General features: G+C 51.8%; 24 protein-coding genes and 3 pseudogenes. 16 read left to right on the forward strand and 11 right to left on the reverse strand.

Going from position 1 to position 22,729, the window contains the following annotated elements:
- Positions 1-27: 27 nt before the first annotated feature.
- The 11 genes and pseudogenes from DR88_RS00415 to DR88_RS30170 all read right to left on the reverse strand — a co-directional run.
- Positions 28-1,002, reverse strand: a complete 975-nt coding sequence (locus DR88_RS00415; RefSeq protein WP_004150761.1) for a ParB family protein — start codon at positions 1,000-1,002, stop codon at positions 28-30.
- Positions 1,002-2,207, reverse strand: a complete 1,206-nt coding sequence (locus DR88_RS00410) for an AAA family ATPase (RefSeq protein WP_001568033.1) — start codon at positions 2,205-2,207, stop codon at positions 1,002-1,004. Before DR88_RS00410 ends, DR88_RS00415 begins: the two co-directional genes overlap by 1 nt.
- A gap of 966 nt (positions 2,208-3,173) precedes the next feature.
- A complete protein-coding gene (repE, locus tag DR88_RS00405) occupies positions 3,174-3,929 on the reverse strand; it encodes a replication initiation protein RepE (protein ID WP_025861956.1) in 756 nt (251 codons plus the stop codon).
- Between the two features lie 489 nt (positions 3,930-4,418).
- Positions 4,419-5,210 carry a PD-(D/E)XK nuclease domain-containing protein gene (locus DR88_RS00400; RefSeq protein ID WP_025861955.1) on the reverse strand — a complete coding sequence of 264 codons (792 nt, stop codon included), beginning with the start codon at positions 5,208-5,210 and terminating at the stop codon, positions 4,419-4,421.
- A 615-nt stretch (positions 5,211-5,825) separates the two neighbouring features.
- Entirely contained in the window at positions 5,826-6,773 is a 948-nt protein-coding gene (locus DR88_RS00395) for an Abi family protein (RefSeq protein ID WP_004150766.1), read from the reverse strand.
- Between the two features lie 467 nt (positions 6,774-7,240).
- Positions 7,241-7,438: a hypothetical protein gene (locus tag DR88_RS00390; protein ID WP_128972069.1), complete on the reverse strand. Its 198-nt coding sequence runs from the start codon at positions 7,436-7,438 to the stop codon at positions 7,241-7,243.
- A gap of 156 nt (positions 7,439-7,594) precedes the next feature.
- The gene (locus DR88_RS00385) at positions 7,595-8,374 is read right to left on the reverse strand and encodes a site-specific integrase (protein WP_025861954.1); all 780 of its coding nucleotides are present in this window, start codon (positions 8,372-8,374) and stop codon (positions 7,595-7,597) included.
- 37 nt (positions 8,375-8,411) lie between these two features.
- The gene (locus DR88_RS30165) at positions 8,412-9,128 is read right to left on the reverse strand and encodes a hypothetical protein (protein ID WP_025861953.1); all 717 of its coding nucleotides are present in this window, start codon (positions 9,126-9,128) and stop codon (positions 8,412-8,414) included.
- Complete coding sequence (locus tag DR88_RS0127180; RefSeq protein WP_050511161.1) at positions 9,121-9,930, reverse strand: hypothetical protein; 810 nt, start codon at positions 9,928-9,930, stop codon at positions 9,121-9,123. The genes DR88_RS30165 and DR88_RS0127180 overlap by 8 nt, the downstream gene beginning before the upstream one ends.
- The gene (locus DR88_RS00375) at positions 9,927-10,847 is read right to left on the reverse strand and encodes a FitA-like ribbon-helix-helix domain-containing protein (protein ID WP_004150771.1); all 921 of its coding nucleotides are present in this window, start codon (positions 10,845-10,847) and stop codon (positions 9,927-9,929) included. Before DR88_RS00375 ends, DR88_RS0127180 begins: the two co-directional genes overlap by 4 nt.
- 160 nt (positions 10,848-11,007) lie before the next feature.
- Positions 11,008-11,238, reverse strand: a pseudogene (locus DR88_RS30170) (hypothetical protein); the annotation flags it as partial.
- Between the two features lie 65 nt (positions 11,239-11,303).
- On the opposite strand from DR88_RS30170, the gene DR88_RS00370 reads away from it, so the two are divergent.
- The 16 genes and pseudogenes from DR88_RS00370 (at position 11,304) to DR88_RS00320 (ending at position 22,208) form a co-directional block, all read left to right on the forward strand.
- Entirely contained in the window at positions 11,304-11,624 is a 321-nt protein-coding gene (locus DR88_RS00370) for a hypothetical protein (RefSeq protein ID WP_001568049.1), read from the forward strand.
- Between the two features lie 678 nt (positions 11,625-12,302).
- The gene (locus DR88_RS00365) at positions 12,303-12,530 is read left to right on the forward strand and encodes a hypothetical protein (protein ID WP_025861952.1); all 228 of its coding nucleotides are present in this window, start codon (positions 12,303-12,305) and stop codon (positions 12,528-12,530) included.
- A 91-nt stretch (positions 12,531-12,621) separates the two neighbouring features.
- Positions 12,622-12,852: a CCDC81 family HU domain 1-containing protein gene (locus DR88_RS00360; protein WP_001568051.1), complete on the forward strand. Its 231-nt coding sequence runs from the start codon at positions 12,622-12,624 to the stop codon at positions 12,850-12,852.
- Positions 12,853-12,903: 51 nt separating this feature from the next.
- Positions 12,904-14,168 (forward strand): annotated as a pseudogene (locus tag DR88_RS0127195) (DUF3560 domain-containing protein).
- 47 nt (positions 14,169-14,215) lie between these two features.
- Positions 14,216-14,779 carry a methyltransferase gene (locus DR88_RS00355; protein WP_025861951.1) on the forward strand — a complete coding sequence of 188 codons (564 nt, stop codon included), beginning with the start codon at positions 14,216-14,218 and terminating at the stop codon, positions 14,777-14,779.
- A gap of 830 nt (positions 14,780-15,609) precedes the next feature.
- Complete coding sequence (locus DR88_RS00350; RefSeq protein ID WP_025861950.1) at positions 15,610-16,152, forward strand: single-stranded DNA-binding protein; 543 nt, start codon at positions 15,610-15,612, stop codon at positions 16,150-16,152.
- 47 nt (positions 16,153-16,199) lie between these two features.
- The gene (locus tag DR88_RS0127205) at positions 16,200-16,433 is read left to right on the forward strand and encodes a DUF905 domain-containing protein (protein WP_025861949.1); all 234 of its coding nucleotides are present in this window, start codon (positions 16,200-16,202) and stop codon (positions 16,431-16,433) included.
- Positions 16,434-16,502: 69 nt separating this feature from the next.
- Positions 16,503-18,555, forward strand: a pseudogene (locus DR88_RS00345) (ParB/RepB/Spo0J family partition protein).
- 43 nt (positions 18,556-18,598) lie between these two features.
- Positions 18,599-19,030 (forward strand): conjugation system SOS inhibitor PsiB, encoded by a 432-nt coding sequence (gene psiB, locus DR88_RS00340; RefSeq protein WP_004194235.1) that lies wholly within the window; start codon positions 18,599-18,601, stop codon positions 19,028-19,030.
- On the forward strand, positions 19,027-19,755 hold the full coding sequence (locus DR88_RS00335; protein ID WP_015065618.1) for a plasmid SOS inhibition protein A: 729 nt from the start codon (positions 19,027-19,029) through the stop codon (positions 19,753-19,755). The genes psiB and DR88_RS00335 overlap by 4 nt, the downstream gene beginning before the upstream one ends.
- Positions 19,752-20,078, forward strand: a complete 327-nt coding sequence (locus tag DR88_RS00330; protein WP_001568059.1) for a hypothetical protein — start codon at positions 19,752-19,754, stop codon at positions 20,076-20,078. The genes DR88_RS00335 and DR88_RS00330 overlap by 4 nt, the downstream gene beginning before the upstream one ends.
- Before the next feature lie 55 nt (positions 20,079-20,133).
- Positions 20,134-20,508: a hypothetical protein gene (locus tag DR88_RS00325; protein ID WP_001568060.1), complete on the forward strand. Its 375-nt coding sequence runs from the start codon at positions 20,134-20,136 to the stop codon at positions 20,506-20,508.
- 169 nt (positions 20,509-20,677) lie between these two features.
- Positions 20,678-20,830 carry a DUF5431 family protein gene (locus tag DR88_RS31605; protein WP_004150508.1) on the forward strand — a complete coding sequence of 51 codons (153 nt, stop codon included), beginning with the start codon at positions 20,678-20,680 and terminating at the stop codon, positions 20,828-20,830.
- The gene (locus tag DR88_RS0127210) at positions 20,775-20,894 is read left to right on the forward strand and encodes a type I toxin-antitoxin system Hok family toxin (protein ID WP_159376494.1); all 120 of its coding nucleotides are present in this window, start codon (positions 20,775-20,777) and stop codon (positions 20,892-20,894) included. Before DR88_RS31605 ends, DR88_RS0127210 begins: the two co-directional genes overlap by 56 nt.
- Positions 20,895-21,588: 694 nt before the next feature.
- Complete coding sequence (locus DR88_RS0127215; RefSeq protein ID WP_025861948.1) at positions 21,589-21,861, forward strand: hypothetical protein; 273 nt, start codon at positions 21,589-21,591, stop codon at positions 21,859-21,861.
- The gene (locus DR88_RS00320; protein ID WP_004150511.1) at positions 21,858-22,208 is read left to right on the forward strand and encodes a hypothetical protein; all 351 of its coding nucleotides are present in this window, start codon (positions 21,858-21,860) and stop codon (positions 22,206-22,208) included. Before DR88_RS0127215 ends, DR88_RS00320 begins: the two co-directional genes overlap by 4 nt.
- Positions 22,209-22,729 lie beyond the last annotated feature (521 nt).

The following is a 22,729-nucleotide window of genomic DNA, read 5'->3' on the forward strand; positions in this document are numbered from 1 at the left end:
GTTAGATGTGAAATCGCCATGGCGAAATTATTGACTCAAATTTCTGTCAAGGACCTCGTTGATAGCCTTGTCCAGTTCATCCTGAATCACTTTTGACATACGGCTAAACTCATAAGTCAGCGTGCGCCCTTTCACACGCTTACGCGCGAACTTGTCCTTTTCCTCAAAAGACCAGAGTGGAGAGACCACTGACTTTTCCTTGGGAGATGGATCTATCAATGCCTGAGATGCCTGAGAAATCAGCTTCAGAATACTGGCTTTCTGTTCGTCTTCTGGTCGCTCGCCATCACTCAAAATTGCATCGAGCTGAGCTGATACAGACTGAATGAGTTCTTCAGGCGTTAATCCCTTTTCACTGAGTTTTTCATTAACGTCTAAAAGAAGTTTATAGTCACTAAACGATAGCTCCGATTGAACCGGGAACAGAGAAATCAAGTCTTGCGGTACGGCCGCCGCCTGCAGCGCCCTGGTAACTTTAGCCTGAGATAACCCCTCCAGTTCAGCAATTTCCTTTTGATTAAATCCGGACTCTTTAATAGCGATCAATCTCAGGCCAATCTCCCGAAGATTATGTTCTTTAGCTGTCTGGATATCTTTAGCCAGTTGGCGAGCTTCATCAGCTGATAAATGTTCTTCAGTAACCATTACATCAAGTCCTGTACGGACAAAAATTGCTGAGGCTCGCCGTCTTGAACCATCCAGTATCTCAATCCTTTCACTTTGCTTAATACCAATACAGGGAAAGAACTGCTGAAACTTAATCGTCTGGATAATGGATTTCAGGGACTCCCTGGTCAGTGCAAGTTGATCTCTTCCGTTGTTTTCCTGGTTTACGAAGGTCTTACTTTCAACTTCAGATGCAGGCACCCGAACAAACCTGAACGTTACCTTCCTGCCGGTTTTTAAGGTAAATACCTGGCTTCTACCGGTGTCCGTCATTTCCACCATTGACGCCTGGGTATTTAACTGTCTGCCGATGGTTTTTCTTTTCTCATTCGACATCACATACCTCCGTTAGTACGAATGAACTCGATGCGATCAAAGACTGCCTTCGCAAAGTCTTCCGCTGCTGATTTTGCGCTTTTTAGTGCCTCTGTACTTCCATCATAGGTTGCTGGATTTGCTGAAATAACTGTGTCAAAAGTCTCCCCACAGCGTTCGAAACCATCCAGTCTCGGCAGAACCATGTCTAGCATATCGGCACCGAAAACCTCTTTGGCCTGACTATGGCAAATTTTGTGATCAGACTTGTTCAGGATCTTGGACATGAAGCCGACATTACCGATGAGATTGCAGGTGTGCCCATCCATTTCGATGGAATCTATGAGGGCAGGGAGGCTGGCCACAAACTTCAGGGAAGAATGAAAATCAACCGTAGCCGGTGGAAGAGGGGTCAACATCAGGTCTGCCGCCCCAATGCAGTTTTTCAGGAACGCATCAAGGTGCGGACCACTATCAAGGAAAATAAAGTCGTAGTCATGCTGGAGCTTATCGATAATGTTCTCTTTAAGCACAGCATGAATATTTTTCCCTGGGAGATGTTCTTCACACAATCCCTTCCAGCCTTCAGCAAGGAATGCATCGTCAATGGAAGCAGGGATTACATCAACACCAGGGATAATAGACGGTACTATAAAATCGGAAAGTAATTCTTCACGAGACACGTTCTGGAGCATGGCCTGAGCAGCCGTATTTTCAACCAGGCCCACTGAATTCTCATGGCTCAGGAACATTGTCAGAGATGCCTGCGGATCGAAATCGATGGCCAGAATACGCAGGTCTTCGAACAGAAGCTGAGGATGAGCTCGAAAAGCATGTGATAATGAAGCGGTAGAAACTGTCTTGGAACCACCACCTTTAAGATTACATACAAAAATCGTAAAGGCTTTATCGAAGCGATCCCTGTACTTGGGTACTTTACGATGGTTATACAGATCGATGACATTCTGAATCGTCATCGCGTATTTCATGGTATTGCCAGAAGGTTTCTTTTTGAAAATGTAGCCACCGGCTTCCATTTCGGCCACAGCATACTCAACACTACCTTTACTGAGTTTTGGCAGCTTATAGAGTGCGGCTTTGCTGTATTCCTGATAGAACTCGGTAAGCTTCAATTCCTCTTTTTGCTGGCGGATACTCTCGCTCAAAGATGTCAGAAGCTTGCCTGCACGTGTAGCGACTTTTCGTAACTGGTCAATATTGTCCATATATCACCTCATGACGTTTTTTGTCATTTTGAACAAAAAGCATCATGTTGCAAGAAAAAAAATCAGATTGTTTTGATTTTGCTCTCAATAGGGGGGGTGGAGAAACCCGACGGGCGGTTACTCAATCACAGTAGCGCAAACGCAGCTGCAGCTATGATCATCACGCAATAACTAGTTAAAAAGGGTTTGAGAAAGGCATCCGTCTTGCAAGATAGGACGGCCATTAATAATATTGAGCGCGGAGCGACTCTGAAAATAGCCCGAACCATGCCCAGAACAGTATTGTCCGCAATACCGCAATGAAAATGACCGGTCTGACAGAAGAGGATCTGGCATAATTCCGTTAGTAACCCCACCTCCAGGCACTGCCTGCCTAACCATAAGCGTAAACTGGTGGGGGAGGGTGGTATACGTTTCAGACTCTGCCTGCCACGTTCCCTGTCAGACGAACCCAGTGTATGCTGAGCCTTATTTATCAGCGCTCGCCGCAGCCATGTGACCAAGCGTAGCGAGCGAACAGGCGAGGAAGCGAAGAGGCACCGTTCCGGCAGATAGCTCTTACGCTCAGTACAAGAATAGGTTTCCATCCTCTGTGGGAAACAGGTCAACTTTGTGGACGGCCAAGTCTGAAGGAAATACCACAAGTATGGGCAGCCTGTTCAGGGTAACAAGTGTGACAATCTGCCTTCATCAATTATAACGAACTCGCCCCCCTTCAGGTCACATGACTATCGGGAAGAGGGGGAGTCAACTGTGACAAACTGCACTCATTTAACTGTGACAAAGTGCCCTCATGTATTGTGACAAGTTGCCCTCAAATTTGGTTTACCTACCGGTTACAGCCAAAAAACTATGAATAAGCGCAGGCAGCCAGGGAGGTAACAGCAAAACTGTGACAAATCACCCTCAAATAGCCGCCCTTTCTGTGACGAACTACCCTCAAATCTGTGACAGATAACCCTCAAACTATTCTGTTGTCATCGAGGTAATATCACGGAAGGAAAATACGATATGAGTCGTCTGGCGGCCTTTCTTTTTCTCGATGTAAGAGAGGCGCATTGGTGTCCGGCTATTGATCTCATCAACACTTGCCTGCAGAAAACGGCGGCGAAAATCCGGCATACGCTGGTAACTTTGAGGTAGCTGGTAGCGCTCCATGATCCAGTCGATTTTCAGGGACACGACACCTGAGCCATCAGGTTTACGGTACTGACACAGGGATTCGTATAAACGCATGGCATAGGGATTGGTAATCTCTTTTGTTTCACTGAGCCGGAACTGCGTAAACCGGTTCTGTAGCCCGATGAAGAAGGGAATGAGATATGGGTTGATATGTACGCTGTAAAGCCCTCTGGATGGACTGTGCGCACGTTTGATAAACCAGGGGAAGGATTCATACCCTTTTTCATCGCCGGCATCCTCTTCAGGGCGATAGAAAACCACTTCCTTACCCGCAAAACCTTTTAAAGCCTGTCGTATATCCTTACTGGCTTCAGCGGAGGTCAGCCCGAATGTTTCAGCGTATTTAGCAACGTGAATTTCGCAGATGCCGTCATGTTCCTGCAGGGAGCCGTCGGATTTTCTGATCTGGTCAACGAACAGATACAGCATACGCTTTTGATCCCTGGAGAGACTATATGCGGCCTCAGTCAGCTCATTTGACTGGACAATCCGCGGGCTATTTTTACGTTTTTTATGGTTTATAACCGATATTTCCGCCATGACAGGTCCATGTGAAGTGTGACAGGTTTTAAGATTGTCACACTTCATAAAACAGAGTCAACAGGGATGGATAACTTTGTAAAAAGCAACACCTTCTGAGGGCAATTTGTCACAGGGTTAAGGGTAATTTGTCACAGAAAGGGCGGCTATTTGAGGGTGATTTGTCACACTGAAAGGGCAGTTTGTCACAGATCCCCCTCTGGAACCCGCATGCATAAAAGCCTGCGGGGATTCTAAAAACAAAGATCTAACAACTATTAAAAAAGATCTTATAAAAATAACTCGGTGGATAAGTGGATAACCCCTACGTAAGGAAATTTTTTAGGCATTGAGCGTCAGCAGAATATATCAAGTATTTTTCCCTGGTGCTTCCTCGCTCACTCGGGGCTTCGCCCTGTCGCTCGGCTGCGGCGAGCACTGCTGGCGCGATCATATCCGTGGACAGAATTTAACATACAGGTCATTCTGTCTATGTGGTTCACTGGGAAATCAAAACTGCGCTATCACTACTTTGGTCTTTCCTTCTGTATCACACCGCTCAAGATCGCTTATGAGTCCTTTTGGGTTTTTAACCCAGCCGTCAGGGTCATACACAAAACAGATCAGCGTATCGCAGTCAGGATGTGCTCGGTAACGTGCCATATCTATAATCAGCTCCTCGCCTATTTTACGTGCGCCAAGAGATTGTCGGGTTTTTTTCACCTCTATAACTATTCTCTCCTTCTTCAGAAGAAAGTCCTGTCTGGATGATGATCCCGCGCAACTGGGCGAAGCTTCTTCCTCTCTGATATCATCAAAATGCAGCGTCAGAAGTGCATGAACCAGATCCTGTACGTCGTATTCATCGTTAATTAAAAGTGTTGTCCTACCGTCGTGCCGTTCTTTTAACTGACGACAGAATGCAGGGAATCGCTCAAGAATATTTATAATCCATTCCAGCTCGGAACTTTCAGTTGTATTAGTCTGAACAATAGCACAATTCACCAAATCTTCTCTGGCTGCATCAAAAATAGGTTTGTAATGACTCACCAGACTCTGATAATTACTAGACCAAGAGATTTTTTTTGTATCATTAAAATCATTGTAGTAATCAGAATTCTTTCCATAGCTGTCTTCAAGTAATTTTTTTGCTCTCGCAATCCAGTTATTACCTTTAGCTGAATCAATAAATTCTTGATTTCTATGACTGAACACGTTTTTTCCTATATATTTTGTCGAGACAACGGAATGGTAGTCACGTTCAAGTTCTTCAAATCTTTCTGCTAAGGTTTTATTCATTATAGTGCCATCCGAGCTGTCATGTCTGCTAAGAACATCTGTGAATACCAACATTCTACCATGGGTTGCAACGGGCATTGCTAACATGAGTTGTGATTATAAGCCTCTTGAGGATGCAATGACATCGTATGTGCTTCATGTTGCGAAAGAATATGCTGTGCTCTGTAGCTCAAGTCGCTTCGACTGAACCCCAGTCAGACTTCAGATAAACTTAGTGCCTTGTGCGGTAAGTATTCAAAGAGATAAAGATATCCCTTCGATGTTGGACACTCAGGTAACCCTACCCAGTGCTGCAATTCGACTAGGCAAGCGATTACATATCGGATACCAGTGTCTCTGAATCAAATGAAACGAGGCGAACTCTATACGGCGTAGAGTTCGCCTCGTATACGCACTCGGAAATACTAATAATCCTGGCTACCACAATTTGCACACGGTCTATGAGCGCACACCGCGACCACACCACATATTGTGAACAAATTTTCCCCCGCTCCGGGCGATGTGTCCGGACTGATCGCTACACACTGGTTGCCAGCACCGCAGGCCAGTTTCCGACTCTGGGTTAATTTGACAGTTACTAAGACATAAAGGTTATTCAGTCCATTGTTGGCAAACAGTCTAAAGTTGTGGTGGTTGGTTCACAGCTCTTGACCATAAAGGGTCTTTATCCCAGCCCGGAATAAAGCCCATTTTTTCAAATGTGACACAGATAGGCTTAGTATGCATAATCTCATGAATTTGTTGCTTAAGTCCATCTGACCACGACACCTGATCAGACAGATATTTCAGAACGACAAGACGACTATATAGAGTCTGTGGGTTAGTCATATGATGGGAAAGACTATTCAGTTTTGCCGGAGGAAAGGCTTTAAATGATCTGTTCCAAATTCGATTATGGTGTGCTGACAAATTACGAAAATGGCATAAAGTATGGAACCATGAAGCCATAACATCAGCATTTTGAATATTAAACTTAGCAGCAATTTGTTTTTGATCAAAATGGTGTAAGTTTTTATACATACGCGACCAAGCACCAAAGCTTAAAGTTTCGGTAATCATCCATGATGGAGGATGTACGGGATGTTCATATTTTTGTTTGTAATGGTCTATGAATACTTCTTTGGCATCTCTTATCTGGCCTGAAAATCCTTCATAATCATAATCTTTACTCATAGCTGTTAGATTCATAAACCAATGACAGCCATATTTTTCGCTCATGTATTCCGACAGGCAAGTTCGTAATCCAATTTCAACCTTCTGGATTTGTTCCAATACAATCAATCTTAACTTTCTGTCAAACTCATACAGTGAAATTACATCCTCTAATGTCGTCCCGGGAATGAAAATCTTTGGCTCTAGTGGCTTTGGTTTTTTTTTCTGAGTCATTTGATAATAAGGAAGACAATAGCCACGTAATCTAAAGTAGCCAATAAAGGTAAGAGCTGTTGTTGCCGCAGACATATCATTAATGATGAGTCCACGTTGCTGAAGTTTGGCTATAAGATCCGGAATAGGTTGTGTAGATTTCTGATATAGGCGAGTTCTGTTTTGGGGTTGTGCGGCCATTGCATCCTTTCCTGAGGGAATGAGGCAAAAAAAAACCCGCCATAATGCGCATCTCGAAAGACTAGGCGTGGCGGGTGTACTTGCAGAAAAATCTACACTAAATTGACGCCACCGTCAATAGCATAATATTTTCATCCCTCACCAAAGCTGACCATGCTAGTATGGATAACCTTCTCAACGCCGCTCTTGATGGTTAAAAGAACGGGACCTTATCCCGTGATAGCGTCATGAGTGCGCTGGCTAACGTCATTGCAGCTATAGACCAAGGTAACTATGAAGAAGCGCGTCAGTGGTTCACGAATCCGGGATTACTGGATATGATGAAAAAAAATCATCCATGATCTGGTTGGCCGCGTCAGCAGCCTTTTTTCTTCCCTCGTAAAATTCCCTGCGCAGTTAGACATTCAGGTGATTCTGTCCAATGCCATAAATGCCGCTTTAGCGGCTCTGTTTGCACCTGAACAGAACTAGGGAGCATTAATTGCCAGGCGATACATTTCTACCAACGCTACCGGACTTTTGATCTTCAGTTTCTGTTGGTCAAACGCTTCCACACCCAAAAGCACATACCAGAATTCATAGAGCGCTTTGGATAACGCGGTGCCACGCCGCCGGTAACTGTCTCTGGCCTGTTCGGTTACGGTGACGAGTTCATTCAGTGTCATAGGATTGTTCATCATAATTACCTCTGCCAGCCCAGGAGCATCCTGTGCTTTGTGACGTGAGCGTCGTATCACGACGACGTCCAAGCAACTGGAACTATCCCTGCGAACTTGGAAAATACGCCAGCCTGTGCAGGGAGGTGACAGCTCTGGCAGAGGTTAACTGCTATTTCCCTTTAGCAGCGCCACCGCCTCATCGCCTGGCATCTGGAACTGCACCCGGTGCCGTGCCGCGACATCGAGCGCAAACACCTTTGTATAGACTTCCGTGGAGCTAATCGATTTGTGGCCCATCAGGCTTTGCAAAACCTTCAGTGGTATGCCGGCGTACAGCATGTGCATCGCGTAGGAGTGACGGAACGTATGGGGGGTCACCGGGACTGAGAACGTCACCCCGTCGGCCGCTGCGGCCTCCACCGCTTCACTAAGCCAGGTGCGGACGGTTCGGTCTGTGATCTCCCAGATACGCGCTTTCTCCATTCTGCCGGTGCGCTTGTTACGTCTTTCCAGCGGAATTTTCAGGGTGGCCACCATCATCTGCAGCTGGCTGACGTAGTGGTGATCGGAAAGCGGAACCAGACGATGGATCTGACTGCCTGTGGGGGCACGACCTGCCGTCCTGGCCGCTTTCTCGGTGCGCTGCTTGAGCGTGGCCAGCTGTACGAACGGATACGGCGGCGCCAGCGAAAAATCCCCCCGGGTCAGCGCCAGCGCCTCGTTGATACGCGCGCCGGTGTTCCAGAGGGTTGCCAGCAGCATCTTGCGGTGCAAATCGGGCACATAATGGAGCAGGGCGCTGACTTCCGGCGCCAGCAGGTATTTAGGTAGCTCATCCTGAATGAGTGCCATCTGGCGCAGGGCGAGGGCGGCAGGGTAATCGATGGACACCGGCAAATGTGGTGCTGAATAATGTTGAGGCTGGTTAATGAGGCCCGTCATAAGTCTTTATTCTCTATCGGTGGAGCAGGACAAAATGCTAAGTCATGTCCTTCTCATTTTTTTCATGTATTTTCGCAATTATGCATACGGCAAGCACTAGCCCACTTTGATTACGGTGACGAAGGATTTCTCTTTGTTCGCAGTACTGCTTCCACAAGTTTCGTGGTGCAAACCAGTCACTTCTGGTACCTTTCATTTCAGGCATACCGTTAAGTTTTCTTAGTTTTGCCGCCAACAGAAAAGCCTTAATTCCCAGTCTGGTTGCATAACGACGACGCCAGAAAAAAAACTCGGTCAAATGAGGTTCTGCATCATTTTCACGCTCGATACTGAGGGCGTTACGCGATTCTGCCAGTTGTACGTCCAGTTCACGAATACGGAACATAAGGGGTGGCGGAAGAGCCCTCCAGTCCCCCGTAATAGCTGAGAAACTGATAGAGGGTATTTCGCTGTCAGCCGAAGCGATGCCGCTTTCATCCTCCTTTTCACCATAATCACAGGCAGCCGCTACGCAGTCCTCCCCAAAGCGTTCAAGCTGAAAAATAAGCTCAGTGGAAATAAAATATCGTTCCCTTTCAAGCTTATCCTGGGCAACTTTCATCTCATGGCGTTGCCGCTCTGCAGCAGCCCGGGCTTCACGCTCAAGTGCATAACGATGATTTACCTTATTCACCACAAGTGCAGCCCCGAAGGCCAGTACCCCCCCCGCCAGAGTTGAGATCACCGGCAACCATTCAGAAAAGCCTTCAGCCATGTATATTTCGTCCTGATAATCTCTCGAATAACCAGCAAGGTATCCAGATGGGTGACAGGATAACCGCACAAACGCCTTTAATCAGCAGCACATCCCACTGTCGTTCTGTCAGAAACTTAATACGTTCTGCCTGGTGTAACCTAATCTCTTTCAGTCTCTTAAGCTCCCGGTTTTGCTCATTTCTGACACAGACCAGCTCGCCCACCCCCTTATCTACAGGGACGGCCGTCAGGGGCGAGTGACGACCTTTAGGCAGCTGAAGGTCACTCACACGCAATGGCAGAGACTGTCGCCCACCTTCCCGGAAACGAAAACCAACTCCGTGCCACAGGCTGTCCCGCCTTGTCATGTTTTCCGGATTTACTTCATCGTTAGGGGAAATCCATATACTCTTGACTGGAGTCTCTGCCGGCAGAGTTCTTGCCCAGCAGATAAGCTGCTGCATGACCCATGAGCCAACACCTCGCCCCCTTATTACCTTTTCAAGTTTGAAATCCGGTCCAGTGAGATCCAGTTCCGGGGTGCGATCCCAGAGATCTGACGTATAGCGGGCAACAAACGTCTGCTCCTTCCCCCATCCGCCGCCATTCCAGAAAAGGCTTATCTGACATTCGCGGCCGGCCAGCGTACGGGGACCGGAATAATTCTCCCCGTCAGGGTGGTACCAGGAATCTTTCAGAGTCCGGAGGGCGACGACAGTACACTCCTCAAATAACTCCCCTTCGATGCGGACCTCAGGAAGCGTCAGCAGCCAGGCATTGTTCCCGGCATCAACCTGAATATCTGCCTGTACATTGGTCATACCGTTTCTCCTTTGTCTGGCACGGTTCCGGGAAACGGAATGGCCGCGATTTCTTTCAGCTCATAACCGAAATCGGTCATCCAGGCCGGGCTTTCACCACGGAGCATATCGATTAGCCAGCGAGACGGGGAACGGCGTATGAGGCGCTGGAACCAGACCGGATGATGTTGCCCGGCGGCGTCCCAGCCGCTTTCCAGTCCCTCACCATCCTCAAACTCATAGGCGTCGAGACGCAGTGATGAACACGATGTTTTGATAAAAATGAGGAAGTCCTGCAGTTTACCTCTTCCGGTTCCGCCCATGCCGTCCCCCAGTACAAACTCGGCACTGACAGCCCCCAGGGAAAAATGGCCGTCCGGTGACTGACGCAGACACAGCAGGGAGGCATCATGGCGCCCGCCGCAGATCCGCATCAGATCAAAGCGCCAGCCTGTCATGTCCTCCTGCGGCAGGAAGAAGTCGTGGTAGTTATCGCCGAGAGAGCGAACCGGGAAAGGTCTGCCACAGCCTGTCAGCAACCAGTCGGCACTGGCATCAAAGCGCACGGCGATGGTCTCTGCCAGTGCGACAGACAGCTCCTGACGTCCCTCGCTGATATCCATAAGCAGCCCCGGAGAGACTTGCAGGAGACGAGCAGCCCGGACCAGCTCCGGCACCCCGGTCCGGTTGTCACGGGAGTACTCCTGGAAATAATTGTCCGCCTGAAGTTTTTCCAGCAGGGTGAGAAACCGTTGTCCGGTTTCCTTCAGCCAGGATTCCCGTAGAGAAAGCCGGCGGGCAATCTGCTCGGGAGGCGGATAAGCCGCGGCAAGTGCCAGGCGGATCTCCCCCTCCATCGAGCGTTCATTTTTCATCGCTGACTGCTCAATGCGTGCAAACAGCGCATCGTCAACATTTCTGGCCTGGATCTTCGCCATGACTCCTTCCTTATGCAAAACGTATTCAGGACTCGTATATGGTCATTACAGTAAATATGAAGCCTTAATTACCGCAACAACAATAAATGTATACGTTATGATTCATTTTGTACACAAATGAAGAAAGTGACACATGATAAGTATTGAAACAGTCACGCGGCTAAATTACCGGATGGCCGTTTCCGGCAGATCCGATTTTCCTGCATATCACAACTTTCCGGAAGTGTACCACGGTCAGGGAATAAGCAAAGCGGCGTTTTCCTGTGGTGAGCGGGCGGTCGCGGGGCAGGGGAGGGACACAACATATAGCGTCATCTTCAATAGAGAACACCGCTACATCTTGTGTTGTCGGGCCGCTGCGCGCCGGTGTGCTTCGCGGAGATCCGGAACTGCCTTAACCCGGAGATGAGCAGCAGAAGTGATTCTTATAGTCAGTGTGTCCAGGGAGGAAATTTTATGCGTATGTCTCTGATGTTTGCAGCCGTGACGCTTTTAACCGGTATTAACCTGTTTTTTATTCCGTTTCAGCCTGTTCCGGCTCTGTGGGGGGCTATCCTGGCCGTTGCTTTTGTTCTGATTAATGTCGTGGCGGATAAGCTGCGCCTCTGGAGTGGCATTGCGTGGATTATCGTTGCCGGCATCATCATAACGCTGATGCTGAAGGGGAAAGAGCCGGGTGACGAATTACGCGGGTTGATCACCGTTTTTGCTTTCCTGGCTTCGGCCTGGTACTGCGTTGTACAGTACAGAAAAGAGCAGGGCGAATCTCAGTCCTGACCTGACCGGTACCCTTCATCTTGCTGCTGCTCTTCCTCTGGCTTTGCCTCACTTTCCTTTCACACAATCTGCTCCGGGGCCACCTTCGGCTCCTGACCCGCTGGCGCGGTTCAGTCGTCGAGCCACACTCCGCTAACCGCGAAAAGACGCGGTAAGCTCCGCCGAACCCGCAAGCGGTTTCGGGCCTGACGGCTAGTGTCTGATGTCTGAAGTCAAGGTCAACGGCAGCGCTTGCTGCGACCGTCCCGGTCGCGCCGCTTTCACCGTGCCGGCGAAGGACTGCCGGCACTCTGCGGGGCAACGCCGTTTCGCGCCCGCGCTCTTCGTCGTTGCGGCGGGTGCCTGCTCCTTTCCCCTGGTACCCGTATCACCCGTTTGAGTCCATTCGCCGGGGCTGAGACAAGCACAACCCGTCTTGCTGTCCAGGGGACGGCAGGGCCTTTCGCAATAAATTTTTCCCGGCCATTCCGCTGCCGCTTCATTAGGCCGAAAAAAATTTCCCGCTCACCCCCGGACATCTGCACCGGGCCGTGCTCGTTTACGCCCTTGCGGCGAACGGCTCTCAAACGGGTGAAGGTTATATCCAGGGGGCAGGTTCAGCAGGTCCCCGCACAAAGTCAAAACCGCGGCCCCGGCAACTCAACGGGTGATGTTCTTTAAAAATCAGGAAAAAGAAAAATGCAGGATCCTTCATTGCGAACGTATCGGATCGCATTTCTGGGAAGCAATGCCAGCGGCAATCTGCCGATGTTTACCCGGGTGCAGGCCACGACCGGAAAACGGGCGATAAAAGCGTTTATTGAACGCTGTAAACCCGTCAAAGGCTGGTTTCTGGGCGCACCTGAAGACATTACCGATCAGGTTCAGAAGGAGGAAGAAGAGGCGGGAAGCAAACCGCAGGTATGAAAAAAGCAGGGTAAACCCTGCTTCTCCCACGCCGTAAAAATCGCACGAACGGTTTTTCCGGCTTCGTTAACTACCATAAGGAGTCAACTTTATGATCGTTTCTATTTTTTCACCTTCCGCAGGCGCTGTAAAGCCCCGTCGTCATTCGCGCATTCTGCGCGCAGATATCACCGCACCTGAGATTGATCCCGCTCTCAGAGCTTTCGGGCGTCATATCGCCAGAAGTCACCGCAAAGGGCGCGGTGTCCACATCCCCGCGATGAAAAATACCGCCCTCGGGCAGGTACTCCGCACGCTGGAACTGAAACGCGCATTTAACTGATGAGGTGAGCCGCCCCGCGAGGGGCGGCAACTGCAGGAAGGAGAAAACACAATGGCACCGACTACCGCACAGATCATGACGGAAAATACCGTCAGCCAGACTTACCGGGCAACTTATTCACCCGATGATAATAAATTGCGACTTTACGCATCATTGCGACTCGATGAAGAAACGTATTCCCTGATCAACAAAGCAGGCTTTCGCTGGGCGCCCAAACAGGAACTCTTTGTGGCGCCAGCCTGGACGCCGGGGCGGGAGGATGTCCTGCTTTCCCTCGCCGGTGATATCGAGGACGAGGACAGCACCCTGTTTGATCGCCAGGAGCAGCGCGCCGGGCGGTTCAGTGACTACAGTGACCGGCGGGCGGTTGAATCGGAGCAGGCGCTTGCGCATGTTGATTCGCTGGCATCGGCTGTCCCGCTGGGACAGCCGATCCTGGTAGGCCACCACAGCGAGCGCAGGCCTCTCTGCAGCATGCGAAATACAAGGAGCGTCCGGATGTGCGTTACCGCCGTATCAAAAAAATCGAGGCGGAATTACGCAAGTCCCAAAAGCACATTACCCGGTCTGAAGAGTATATGACGATGTGGCGTGCGCAGACGCTCGATCTGAAAATGGCGTTACTGGTCAGTAATTATGACCATATTTATGCCTGCTTCACGCTCGACAAATACCCCCGCCCGGCAGAGAAAAGCCAGTATGAGGGCTCGATGTCTCTCCATTCTGCCCTGTCTGAGGAGATTATTACTTTTGAACAGGCGCGTGATATTGCGATCCGCTGTCATGAGCGCACGATTAGCCACCAACAGCGCTGGGTTAATCATTACCAGAACCGCCTGGCCTACGAACGCGCGATGCTCAATGAAAACGGTGGTGTTGTCACCCGAACACAGGAATTTGAACCAGGCGGGCAGGTACTGAGCCGGGGAGAATGGTTAACCATTCTCCGGGTTAACCGGAGTAAGGGGGAGGTGAGTTCAGTCGAAACGCCCGGTTATCGCTTTCTGGGCTACAGCGGCACGATGAAACTCACGCCCGACCGTATCACGGACTACAAAGCCCCGACAGCGGAGGAAGCCAGCGACGCGAAGAAAGCGGCGAAGCGCCCACCGATCGTCAATTATCCGGGGGAAGGGTTCCGGGAAATGACAAAAGCCGAGTGGGCGAAATTACCCGCTGATTATAAAGGCGTGCGGGGTGCTGCAGAAACCGAAACACACGGCGCCTACCGCTTCCGCCGGTGCATGACGCACGGTTGTACGCTCGTGAATGTGTATATCACAGACATGAAAACCGTTGAAATTCCGAAAAAATAACAGGAAGGCTCCCCGGCATCTTGCCGGGGAGGTCAGGGAGTACATTCATGCATCATGACCTTAAAAACCGTATTCAGACGATGCGGGACAAACTGGAAGGGCGCGCCCCTGTCGCTGAAATTCAGGGTAGCTCGCAACTTTTTGTCACCCCCTCCCCGGAATGTCGCCGGCTGGTTGAGCTGGCTGATGTCCGGGAAACCGATCGCATACTGGAACCCAGTGCCGGAACGGGCGCCATACTGCAGGCGATCAGGGATGCAGTCCCCCGGGCGAAGTGTGACGCCGTGGAGCTGCACGCCGGGTTAGCCCGTCACCTGCAGGCGCATTTCCCGGAGGTCCGGATCTGGTGCGGAGATTTTCTCGAATATCATCCGGAGCGCCGGTATACCCGAATTATCATGAATCCGCCGTTTAATCGCGGTGATGATATCCGGCATATCCGGCGGGCATTAACTCTGCTTGAGCCTGGCGGGATTCTGACGGGCATATGTCTGGACGGGCCGCGTCAGCAAAAGGCGCTGGAGTCCCTGGCGGACGTCTGGGAGCCGTTGCCACGGGGAACATTCACTTATACCCAGGTAGCGACCGCCATTCTCAGAATAACCGTCTGATGACACGTTAAGCCGGCGGGGCACCTGTCCCCGTCTGGCCGCGCCTCGAAAGACCGCGCGCCTGCGGCGCCGGGAAAACCGGGCCGCGCTGACGCGCCGCCCGCATTTCCTTTCCGCGTCTTCCCTGTTTGCTGCCTGCTGTCTGCCTGCTTCCTCTTCTTCTCCCTGCTGTGATGTCTCTTTTTAACCCTTAAAGGCTTTAAAAGCATACCCATACTGGACACCTTCGGCTCCCGGCCAGCTGCGCTGTCCGGTCGTCGAGCCACACTCCGCTAACCGCGAAAAGACGCGGTAAGCTCCGCCGAACCCGCAAGCGGTTTCGGGCCTGGCGGCTAGTGTCTGATGTCTGAAGTCAAGGTCAACGGCAGCGCTTGCTGCGACCGTCCCGGTCGCGCCGCTTTCACCGTGCCGGCGATAAAGCTGCCGGCACTCTGCGGGGCAACGCCGTTTCGCGCCCGCGCTCTTCGTCGTTGCGGCGGGTGCCTGCTCCTTTCCCCTGGTACCCGTATCACCCGTTTGAGTCCATTCGCCGGGGCTGAGACAAGCACAACCCGTCTTGCTGTCCAGGGGACGGCAGAGCCTTTCGCAATAAATTTTTCCCGGCCATTCCGCTGCGCTTCATTAGACCGAAAAAAATTTCCCGCTCACCCCCCGACATCTGCACCGGGCCGTGCTCGTTTACGCCCTCGCGGCGAACGGCTCTCAAACGGGTGAAGGTTATATCCAGGGGGCAGGTTCAGCAGGTTCCCGCAAAACGTCAAAACCGCGGCCCCGGCAACTCAACGGGTGATGGTTTTAAAAGGCAAAACAACGGATTAAGGAGATTCATCATGGCAGCACGTGGCGTTAACAAAGTCATTCTGGTTGGACATCTGGGACAGGACCCGGAAGTGCGTTACATGCCCAACGGGGGCGCAGTGGTCAATCTGACGCTGGCCACGTCTGAAACATGGCGTGACAAGCAGACGGGAGAGATGCGCGAAAACACCGAGTGGCACCGTGTTGTCATGTTCGGCAAGCTCGCGGAAGTGGCGGGCGAATACCTGCGTAAAGGCGCGCAGGTCTACATCGAGGGCCAGCTGCGCACCCGCAACTGGCAGGACGATGCCGGAGTCACGCGCTACGTCACCGAGGTGCTGGTCGGCCAGAACGGCACCCTGCAGATGCTCGGCGGCCGCCGTGAATCCGGTATGCCTGAGAACACCGCGCAGCCGCAGAGTCCTGCCGCCCCGGCACAACCTGCTCAGGCCCCGGCTAAATCCCCGAAAGCGAAGGGCGGTAAGAAAGGCCGTCAGGATGCGGCTCCGTCTCAGCAACCGCCTCAGCCACTCCCGGATGATTTCCCGCCGATGGATGACGATGCCCCGTACTGAAAACATGATGAAAATGCCCCGCGACCAGCGGGGCTGAAGGAGAAAATATGAGCATTTATAACGCCGGACCGTTACCAGATGACACCTTCACCAGAGCACAGGCTGAAGCGGTGGTGGCACAGTTTGAAAATGTCGCCATCGAAGACGATCAGATTTCGCATTTTCGCCTGGTCGTTCGTCACAACGGCGAAATGGTGTGGAGCGCATGGAATTTTGAAGCGGATGCCGGGAAATGGCTCAACCGTTACATCGAACGCTATGGCATCCGTAAAACGAAGTAAGCAGTAAGAAGAAGGCCGGACAGGTGGGCTGTCCGGCAGACATTCATCAATAGCTAAGAGGTATCAATTATGTCTGCAACAGAGTCTAAGGTAAAAACTGCACCGAAAACCAGCAAAAAAACGCTTAAGCCTGCCGAAGCTGAGGCGCTTAAAGTGGCTCTCGATGCCGCACAGGTCGAGTATGTCCCGGTGACTGCACTGGTGAAGTCTCCCCTGAACGTCAGGACCATTCCCTATCCGGCGGAGAAAGTCAGTTCAATGGCAGATTCCATTGAAGCCATTGGCCTGTTGCAGAATCTGGTCGTGCATAACCTCCCGGACGGTCGCTGTGGTGTGGCTGCAGGTGGTCGTCGCCTGAAAGCGCTGCAGCTCCTGCAGAGTGAAAAACGTATCGATGCCGGATATCAGGTAATGGTGAAAAAGGTACCTGATGAACTGGCTGTTGCGGCATCAATGGCAGAAAACGAACAGCAGATGGCAATGCATCCGTCTGAACAGATCGCCGGGTTCCGCACACTGGCTGAGCAGGGGAAAACCCCCGCGCAGATTGGCGATTTGCTTGGGTTCGGTACGCGTCATGTTCAGCGCATGTTGAAGCTCACCGAACTGGCTCCCGAAATTCTGGAGGCGCTGGCGAAGGATGAAATCACCACCGAACACTGTCAGGCGCTGGCGCTGGAGAACGATCAGGCTCGACAGGTCGAAGTACTGGCTACCGCGCGTAAACGTGGATGGAATAACGAACCATCGGTTGCCACTATCCGTGACCTGATTACTAACGAAGAAGTCTCCACTACTGGCAAAAAATTCCGCTTTGTGGGAGAGGACGCTTTCAGCCCTGATGAGATCCGTGTTGACCTGTTCAGTAGCGAAACAGGAGGGTTTGTAAAAAGTGCTTCCCTCGATGCCGCCCTGCTGGAAAAACTGCAGAACATCGCGGAGCACCTCCGCGAAGCGGAAGGCTGGTCATGGTGTGATGGTCGTCTTGATCCGATTTCTCACTACGGGAAGGACACTAAAATCTGGCGTCTGCAGTCTGTTCCACCGATTGAATATTCTGAGACAGAATCAGAACGTCTTGCGGAGCTGGAAGCTCTGGAAGCTAAGTATGAAGGCGAGAACCCCGGCGTGAATGATGACGTCGTGGCCGGGGCTCTGGAAGCCGTCTGGGAAGAACAGCAGACCATCGCGCACCGGGCAAAACACCGGGCATGGACGGATGAATATAAGCAGACCTCCGGTGTGGTGGTTTCCTGGAATGGTCATGAGGTGACGGTGCAGCGTGGCGTAGTACTGCGCGCCGATGAAAAAATGGAGGAGAAGGATGCATCCACCGATCAGGCTCCTGAAAAAGTCGATCCGCTGGACGCCGTCAGTGTCCCGTTGCTGACCCGCCTTTCTTCTGAACGCACACTGGCGGTTCAGGCGGCCCTGTTGCAGCAGCCGCAGAAAGCCGTCGCGCTGATGGTCTGGAAAATGTGTAACTCGGTTTTCCATACCACAACGTCCGTCAAAGAGCCGTTCTGCATTAGCGTGAGTGTGTCGCATTACGCGCTGACCCGTGAAGCACCTGACGGTGAAAACAGCGTTGCGTTTCAGGCCATCCAGTCAGAAAAAGAACGCCTTGAAGCCCTGCTGCCGGAAAACTGGCGAAAGGATATGACCACCTTCTTTACGCTCGATGGCGAAACCCTGATGGCGCTGATGGCTTTCTGCACCGCCTGCTCCATAGATGGTGTACAGGGCAAGGATGAATTTGGTCGTAAACACCAGAGTTCGCTGGATGGGGTGGAAAACGCCATTCAGTTTGACCTTCGTGACTGGTGGAAACCGACTGCTGATAACCTTTTCTCGCACATGAAGCTGCCACACATTGTACAGGCACTCTCTCAGGCCGGACTGGCTGGCGCAGCACAGGACGCCGCGAAGATGAAGAAAAAGGATGCCGCTGAACATGCAGAGCACTTTCTCTCAAAAATCCGTTGGGTTCCGGAATGGATGACCAGTACTGACAATCAGCGCAAAGTCTGAACTCAGTCTGGCAACAAGTCAGAACGATACAGTCGCTGTCGCTGATTCCTGCGACGTCACCGACCATAACAACCCGGCCTGCGCCGCCTGATCACGGAAGCCGCCCCTTTGGGGGCGGCAAAGGGAGACTGAAAATGAAAACGTTACTGACTCTGGATGTCCTGAAAACCATGTCTTCTGATGAGCTGGAAGACTACCGCGCCGCCGGTGAAGACTTTCGCCGGGAGCTGAGTCACGCTGTCATGCGCGATCTGACCTCACCGTCCGGCTGGTCCGTGAATGCCGAATACCGGTGCGAATTTGGCGGCTTCTTTCCTGTCCAGATCCGTTTTACCCCCCCTCATGGTCACTTTGATGTGGCGGTATGCAGTCCGGGGGAGCTGAATCCTCGCTGGATAGTGGTCTTTGTTACCCGTGACGGTCAGCCGTTCTCTGTCGTTCGCGTGATGGATGCATTCAACCCTGAACTCATCACCCATACTCTGGATCTCATCGAGTGTCTTGACGCCGGTGGCTACTCGTTTGCCAGCATCATCAGCACGCTGTCACAGGAGGGCGCACAATGATCCCGTCATCCAGTGCTCTTGTATCCCTGAAACCAGCCCGTCAGGCAGCGCTGCAGGCCATCATGACGGTGGAAGAGGCTCGCCAGCGCGGCGCACGTCTGCCATCGATGCCACACGTCCGGACATTCCTGCGCCTGCTGACAGGCTGTAGCCGGATTAACAGTGACGTTGCCCGCCGTATTCCTGGCCTTCACCGTGATCCAAAAGACCGCCTTTCCAGCCTGAAACAGGTGGAAGAGGCGCTGGATATGCTTATCTCCAGCCACGGGGAATACTGTCCGCTGCCGCTGACAATGGATGTGCAGGCTGAACTTTTTCCGGAAGTCCTTCATACCCGAACAGTACGCAGGCTAAAACGTCAGGACTTTGCCTTCACCCGAAAAATGCGCCGTGAAGCCCGTCAGGTCGAGCAGTCCTGGTTACTGCGTCAGAACCTGCTGGGACAGGCTGTCACAGAACTGAATTTTCAGTCACCGGAAACCGTCTGCACCTGGTACACCCGGTGGAGCGACGAGTTTGACGCGGCAGAGCTTGCAGCACCGTTCTGGCGCTGGCAGTCGCGATTCGCATCGCTGAAGGAACTTGACTGGCTTCGCATCAGCGGTGAGCCGCTGTATGCAGTGATGTACGAAATTCCGTTTATTGTCCGGGAAACACCTGAGCATATTCGTGTTGCTGAACGCTGGCAGGTGCCAAATAAGCTGGCTGATCGGAGTGGTGTATGAAGTGGCGCTATTCTCTGCGCTGGAAACTGCCGCACAGGCCCTGCCCGGGTCCACGGGAACTGATTTCCGTTGTCGTGGAGGCAGGGCAGGCGGCACCTGAAGAGGTGATGTCACGCTGGGTGGCTGGCTCAGGTTACGCTGTATGCGTGGATTTTCTCGGCCAGAAACAGATCCAACGCTGGAGCGATGAACGGAAAGCTGCGGTGAGAAGGCGCAACATGCAGGCTCGTATTCATCGTGTTGCCCCTTTGTTTGCCGACGAGTTAATCGAGCGTGAACTGGCTGCGCGTCCGGAGTATTTCAATGGCAAGTCCGCCCGATGAATAAGTACAATGCTGTCTGACAACTCAGATGGCCAAATACAAGGAAAGCAGAACTATGAGGTACTGGTTGCTCGTTATCTTAATGAACGTGCTGTTCTGGTTGATCGTGAAGCATGTTGCTCCGGAATGGTATGGTTCCCCTGGTTATTATGCAGGCCAAATCATCTGCACACTAATAGCTGCGGTCATCACATGGCGTGATCCGCCTGACTGGTTAGATGGAATCCTGCTCGGCGTTATAGAATTCGGCGTTCTGATTGCCGGGATTATATTCTTTGTCTGGGGCATCGGGTACAAGCTGGCATTCTGGGGGCAACATGATCCTAATACCATATATGCAAGTGCAAACGATGTGATTTTGCCTAATCTTGCGCTGGGCACGGGCGTCTTGATTGCGGGATGGGTATACATTAGATATTTAAAGCGCTAAGCAGCATAAAGCGTGGATATACCTGGTAAGAAATAGCACCGTCCCGGTATAATCGACGTGGCGCTTGAGGCTTTTTGCCTCATGACGTGAAGGTGGTTTGTTACCGTGTTGTGTGGCAAAAAGCAGAAAGCCCCGTAGTTAATTTTCATTAACCCACGAGGCCACCTGTATGCCTAGACAACATCAGGATAGCCTCTTAGATGCCGCAAGGCAAGGAGAAGAAGGCCATGAAACTGCCGCGAAACACTCTGCTCGGGTGCGTATTAATAGTGTGCCTCACACTGCTGATATTCACTTACCTCACCCGGAAATCACTCTGTGAAATCCGGTACAGGGACACGAACAGGGAGGTGGCGGCTTTTCTGGCTTACGAATCCGCTAAGTAGCTAACCCCGGCGGGGGGAAGCCCCCGCCATTCAGGGGAGATGATGTCTGACAAGCCTGAAGCGCCTTTATGAAGGGGTTACCGTTCACCGGTAGCCCCTTTTTCCTGTAAGCAGGAAAAAAAGCCCGCGCGACAGGCGGGCAAAAAGCTTTCATCTACCTACAACACGGATTCAATGAATCGCAAGTCACATTAACATCCTTCATTCTTCGTAACACCCTGTCATCAGTCTGAAAAAAAGAGCGATTGATTGTGTACTTTTGGGTTCTGGTGATAAGTTCGTTCTGTAGCGTAGCCCTCTTTACGGAGGGGTGGAAACAGCAACGGCAGAGTTAAAAGTCCACGAGTCAGTGAGGCTGTCCAAAGGCTCCCCGGGGAAACCCGGCGCTACATCAGGTTGCATAGCACTTAACCCGCCCGCCTGCCGGGCGGGTTTTCCTTCCGGAAAAGTGCTGCTATAACTTATTCGTGCTGCGGTATCCGCTTTCCTGGTAAATCAGTCGCCCGGTCTGCCAGGTGATACTGCAGTTCATTCCTTATATGATCCAGTGATGCTTGCCTGCTTTTTAAGCAGGCTTTTTTTTGTTGATTATGTATGACATCTGTCATACAGTTGATTGCGTAATGAACAGAAATTGTTCCACTTAACTCAGTGAGGCGAAGCGCAGTCGCGGGTGAGCCAAAGGAGAGCCAGCATGAACTTCACGATAACATCCCGTAAAACCGGCGAAATTTTCAGTTTTTACGCACCCGACAGTGGTGGCTATGTTCACCTGGAGTCTCAGGGACACTCTGGTAACTCAGGTGCTCAGATTTGCCGTGGGGGAGGGTTCATGGGGAGTACGCTTTCCTGTGGCGCTTCTGAGGACGATCTGGCCAGTGTTGCCCGTAAATGGTACCGACAGTTCGTGAGGGAGCGGCGCAAATTCTTAATGATGTCGGGCCAGTATTCTGAGGATAACCCATGAAAAAAGAGATCTCCCGCAACCCCTCTTTCACGCCTTCGCCTAAGCTGCGAGCACATCTGAACTCCCACAGGGAAGGGGTGACTGAAAGGCTGAATAATATCTTTGATCGCTATGCGCATCTGGTTCGTGCCTGTGCCCTTCCTCTCGATAAAGACGAAACACAGGTTCTGCTTAATGTGCTGAATGGCTCCGTTGTCGAACCCGCCTTTATTGAATATCTGGCTCAGGAAATTCGGGACTCGGATGATTATCTGGAAGGGATACCCGCAGCTGAATCACTGTACGAAAAGTGTCAGTCAGCGACCTATCCGCAATTGCTGGCCACCGTCGAACGGCTGGAACGATAAGAAAGGCATAACACCACTGGACCCCTTCGGCTCCTGACCAGCAAAGCTGGCCAGTCGTCGAGCCACACTCCGCTAACCGCGAAAAGACGCGGTAAGCTCCGCCGAACCCGCAAGCGGTTTCGGGCCTGACGGCTAGTGTCTGATGTCTGAAGTCAAGGTCAACGGCAGCGCTTGCTGCGACCGTTCCGGCCGCGCCGCTTTCACCGTGCCGGCGAAGGACTGCCGGCACTCTGCGGGGCAACGCCGTTTCGCGCCCGCGCTCTTCGTCGTTGCGGCGGGTGCCTGCTCCTTTCCCCTGGTACCCGTATCACCCGTTTGAGTCCATTCGCCGGGGCTGAGACAAGCACAACCCGTCTTGCTGTCCAGGGGACGGCAGGGCCTTTCGCAATAAATTTTTCCCGGCCATTCCGCTGCCGCTTCATTGGACCGAAAAAAATTTCCCGCTCACCCCCGGACATCTGCACCGGGCCGTGCTCGTTTACGCCCTTGCGGCGAACGGCTCTCAAACGGGTGAAGGTTAT

Origin of the sequence: Klebsiella pneumoniae (assembly GCF_000742135.1) — a bacterium.
Taxonomy (GTDB): domain Bacteria; phylum Pseudomonadota; class Gammaproteobacteria; order Enterobacterales; family Enterobacteriaceae; genus Klebsiella; species Klebsiella pneumoniae.

Bases quoted from the DNA above. Each gene is read 5' to 3' on its own strand.
- DR88_RS00415 (WP_004150761.1), bottom strand. From the start codon at position 1,002: ATGTCGAATGAGAAAAGAAAAACCATCGGCAGACAGTTAAATACCCAG.
- DR88_RS00410 (WP_001568033.1), bottom strand. From the start codon at position 2,207: ATGGACAATATTGACCAGTTACGAAAAGTCGCTACACGTGCAGGCAAG.
- repE (WP_025861956.1), bottom strand. From the start codon at position 3,929: ATGGCGGAAATATCGGTTATAAACCATAAAAAACGTAAAAATAGCCCG.
- DR88_RS00395 (WP_004150766.1), bottom strand. From the start codon at position 6,773: ATGGCCGCACAACCCCAAAACAGAACTCGCCTATATCAGAAATCTACA.
- DR88_RS00390 (WP_128972069.1), bottom strand. From the start codon at position 7,438: ATGACACTGAATGAACTCGTCACCGTAACCGAACAGGCCAGAGACAGT.
- DR88_RS00385 (WP_025861954.1), bottom strand. From the start codon at position 8,374: ATGACGGGCCTCATTAACCAGCCTCAACATTATTCAGCACCACATTTG.
- DR88_RS30165 (WP_025861953.1), bottom strand. From the start codon at position 9,128: ATGGCTGAAGGCTTTTCTGAATGGTTGCCGGTGATCTCAACTCTGGCG.
- DR88_RS0127180 (WP_050511161.1), bottom strand. From the start codon at position 9,930: ATGACCAATGTACAGGCAGATATTCAGGTTGATGCCGGGAACAATGCC.
- DR88_RS00375 (WP_004150771.1), bottom strand. From the start codon at position 10,847: ATGGCGAAGATCCAGGCCAGAAATGTTGACGATGCGCTGTTTGCACGC.
- DR88_RS00370 (WP_001568049.1), top strand. From the start codon at position 11,304: ATGCGTATGTCTCTGATGTTTGCAGCCGTGACGCTTTTAACCGGTATT.
- DR88_RS00365 (WP_025861952.1), top strand. From the start codon at position 12,303: ATGCAGGATCCTTCATTGCGAACGTATCGGATCGCATTTCTGGGAAGC.
- DR88_RS00360 (WP_001568051.1), top strand. From the start codon at position 12,622: ATGATCGTTTCTATTTTTTCACCTTCCGCAGGCGCTGTAAAGCCCCGT.
- DR88_RS00355 (WP_025861951.1), top strand. From the start codon at position 14,216: ATGCATCATGACCTTAAAAACCGTATTCAGACGATGCGGGACAAACTG.
- DR88_RS00350 (WP_025861950.1), top strand. From the start codon at position 15,610: ATGGCAGCACGTGGCGTTAACAAAGTCATTCTGGTTGGACATCTGGGA.
- DR88_RS0127205 (WP_025861949.1), top strand. From the start codon at position 16,200: ATGAGCATTTATAACGCCGGACCGTTACCAGATGACACCTTCACCAGA.
- psiB (WP_004194235.1), top strand. From the start codon at position 18,599: ATGAAAACGTTACTGACTCTGGATGTCCTGAAAACCATGTCTTCTGAT.
- DR88_RS00335 (WP_015065618.1), top strand. From the start codon at position 19,027: ATGATCCCGTCATCCAGTGCTCTTGTATCCCTGAAACCAGCCCGTCAG.
- DR88_RS00330 (WP_001568059.1), top strand. From the start codon at position 19,752: ATGAAGTGGCGCTATTCTCTGCGCTGGAAACTGCCGCACAGGCCCTGC.
- DR88_RS00325 (WP_001568060.1), top strand. From the start codon at position 20,134: ATGAGGTACTGGTTGCTCGTTATCTTAATGAACGTGCTGTTCTGGTTG.
- DR88_RS31605 (WP_004150508.1), top strand. From the start codon at position 20,678: ATGCCTAGACAACATCAGGATAGCCTCTTAGATGCCGCAAGGCAAGGA.
- DR88_RS0127215 (WP_025861948.1), top strand. From the start codon at position 21,589: ATGAACTTCACGATAACATCCCGTAAAACCGGCGAAATTTTCAGTTTT.
- DR88_RS00320 (WP_004150511.1), top strand. From the start codon at position 21,858: ATGAAAAAAGAGATCTCCCGCAACCCCTCTTTCACGCCTTCGCCTAAG.